The 3,232-nt window shown below is 53.5% G+C and carries 1 rRNA gene; it reads left to right on the top strand.

Features of this window, described 5'->3' with window-relative positions:
• Window positions 1–153 precede the first annotated feature (153 nt).
• Window positions 154–3,223: ribosomal RNA gene (locus CRD15_RS01620) — 23S ribosomal RNA — on the top strand.
• The last annotated feature ends 9 nt before the right edge of the window (window positions 3,224–3,232 follow it).

Genomic DNA, 3,232 nt, shown 5'->3' with positions numbered 1-3,232 from the left:
TTGTGGGTGTTTGTGTTGTTTGAGAACTGTATAGTGGACGCGAGTATCTTCTTTTTTGTGATTTTTTGTTTGAAATCATTGTTGTTCACGCGCTGACTGTCATGAACGTGTTTGTTGTTTATGTGTGGTTGGTGTGTGGGTGTCTTAGTATTTTGTGTTGTCTTTTAAGGGCGCACGGTGGATGCCTTGGGCATGATAAGCCGATGAAGGACGTGGAAGGCCGCGATAGGCCTCGGGGAGTTGTCAATCAAGCGTTGATCCGAGGGTGTCCGAATGGGGAAACCTGGCCACAGTTGTGTGTGGTCGCTGCATGGATGAATTCATAGTCTGTGTGGTGGTAACGCGGGGAAGTGAAACATCTTAGTACCCGCAGGAGAAGAAAATAATAATGATTCTGCTAGTAGCGGCGAGCGAACGTGGATGTTGGCTAAACTGCATGCGTGTGATACCTGGCAGGGGTTGCGTGTGTGGGGTTGTGGGGTTGTGTTGTGCGGTGCTGCCATGCCGTGCCTTGGCATTATGTGTTAGCGGAAGTGGTTTGGAATGGCCTGCCGTAGACGGTGAGAGTCCGGTACGTGAAAGCATGTGGTGTTGGGGTTGACAGAATACCCGAGTAGCAGCGGGCTCGTGGAATCTGCTGTGAATCTGCCGGGACCGCCCGGTAAGCCTGAATACTTATTGTGACCGATAGTGTATGAGTACCGTGAGGGAATGGTGAAAAGTACCCCGGGAGGGGAGTGAAATAGTACCTGAAACCGTGTGCCTACAAGCCGTCAGAGCTTTTTGGGTGATGGCGTGCCTTTTGAAGAATGAGCCTGCGAGTCAGCGGCATGTCGCGAGGTTAACCCGTTGTGTGGGGTAGCCGTAGGGAAACCGAATCCTAACTAGGGTGTTGTCAGTGGCATGTCCTGGACCCGAAGCGGGGTGATCTACCCATGGCCAGTGTGAAGCAGCTGTAAGAGGCTGTGGAGGCGCGAACCCACTTAGGTTGAAAACTGAGGGGATGAGCTGTGGGTAGGGGTGAAAGGCCAATCAAACTCCGTGATAGCTGGTTCTCCCCGAAATGCATTTAGGTGCAGCGTCGTGTGTTTCTTGCCGGAGGTAGAGCTACTGGTTGGTTGAGCGGGACTATCATCTTAGCGACGTCAGCCAAACTCCGAATGCCGGTAAGTGAGAGCGCGGCAGTGAGACTGCGGGGGATAAGCTTCGTTAGTCGAGAGGGAAACAGCCCAGATCGCCGGTTAAGGCCCCTAAGAGTGTGCTAAGTGGAAAAGGATGTGGGATCGCGAAGACAGCCAGGAGGTTGGCTTAGAAGCAGCCATCCTTGAAAGAGTGCGTAATAGCTCACTGGTCGAGTGGTTCTGCGCCGACAATGTAGTGGGGCTCAAGTACACCGCCGAAACCGCGGAACTCAATCTTTTGGTTGGGTTGGTAGGGGAGCGTCGTGTGATCGTTGAAGCTGCCGGGTAACCGTGTGGTGGAGGTTATGCGAGTGAGAATGCAGGCATGAGTAGCGAATGATATGTGCGAAACATATCCGCCGGATGACTAAGGGTTCCTGGGTCAAGCTAATCTTCCCAGGGTGAGTCGGGTCCTAAGGCGAGGCCGACAGGCGTAGTCGATGGTTAACGGGTTGATATTCCCGTACCCGTGTGTGTGCGACCAATGGTGAATCAGTGATACTAACCACCCTGAAGGATGCTGCATGCATTTTGTGTGTGTGGTGTGTGGATGCGTGGGACCTGATCTGGTAGTAGCCAAGCGATGGGGTGACGCAGGAAGGTAGCCAAGCCACTTATTGGATTGTGGTGTAAGCGTGTGGCCCGCGGGATAGGTAAATCCGTTCTGTTTTTGGGTGAGGCGTGATGCGTACCCGTTGTGGGGATGTTGGTGATCCTATGCTGTCGAGAAAAGCCTCTAGTGAGTGCATGTACGGCCCGTACCGTAAACCGACACAGGTGGTCAGGTAGAGAATACTAAGGCGTTCGGGTGAACTGTGGTTAAGGAATTCGGCAAAATGGCCCCGTAACTTCGGGAGAAGGGGTGCCACTGCTGGTGAACGACGTGTTGAGCTGGTGGTGGTCGCAGAGAATAGAGGGAAGCGACTGTTTACTAAAAACACAGGTCCGTGCGAAGACTTTAAGTCGATGTATACGGACTGACGCCTGCCCGGTGCTGGAAGGTTAAGAGGACCTGTTAGACCCTTGGGTCGAAGCGGAGAATTTAAGCCCCAGTAAACGGCGGTGGTAACTATAACCATCCTAAGGTAGCGAAATTCCTTGTCGGGTAAGTTCCGACCTGCACGAATGGCGTAACGACTTCCCTGCTGTCTCAACCACAGGCCCGGTGAAATTGCAGTACGAGTAAAGATGCTCGTTACGCGCGGCAGGACGAAAAGACCCCGGGACCTTCACTATAGCTTGGTATTGGTGTTCGGTTCGGTTTGTGTAGGATAGGTGGGAGACTGTGAAGTGGCTACGCTAGTGGTTGTGGAGTCGTTGGTGAAATACCACTCTGATCGGATTGGGCATCTGAACCTCGGCCCGTGATCCGGGTTAGGGACAGTGCCTGGTGGGTAGTTTAACTGGGGCGGTTGCCTCCCAAAGTGTAACGGAGGCGCCCAAAGGTTCCCTCAGCCTGGTTGGCAATCAGGTGTTGAGTGTAAGTGCACAAGGGAGCTTGACTGTGAGACTGACAGGTCGAGCAGGTACGAAAGTAGGGACTAGTGATCCGGCACCGGCTTGTGGAAGCGGTGTCGCTCAACGGATAAAAGGTACCCCGGGGATAACAGGCTGATCTTCCCCAAGAGTCCATATCGACGGGATGGTTTGGCACCTCGATGTCGGCTCGTCGCATCCTGGGGCTGGAGTAGGTCCCAAGGGTTGGGCTGTTCGCCCATTAAAGCGGCACGCGAGCTGGGTTTAGAACGTCGTGAGACAGTTCGGTCTCTATCCGCCGTGCGCGTTGAAACTTGAAGAAGGCTGTCCCTAGTACGAGAGGACCGGGACGGACATACCTCTGGTGGGCCAGTTGTCACGCCCGTGGCATGGCTGGTTGGCTACGTATGGGAGGGATAACCGCTGAAAGCATCTAAGCGGGAAGCCTGTTCTGAGATGAGGTTTCTTTTGAGGTTCCCTATAGATTATGGGGTTGATAGGCCGGATCTGGAAGTCATGTGAGTGATGGAGGTGACCGGTACTAATTAGCCGATGTTCAACACAATGTGTGTGCT

Source organism: Corynebacterium sp. LK28, from assembly GCF_014335105.1.
In the GTDB taxonomy this organism is placed as follows: domain Bacteria; phylum Actinomycetota; class Actinomycetes; order Mycobacteriales; family Mycobacteriaceae; genus Corynebacterium; species Corynebacterium macclintockiae.
The sequence above is the reverse complement of the archived record's forward strand: the minus strand, read 5'-3'. Positions and strand labels throughout refer to the sequence as shown.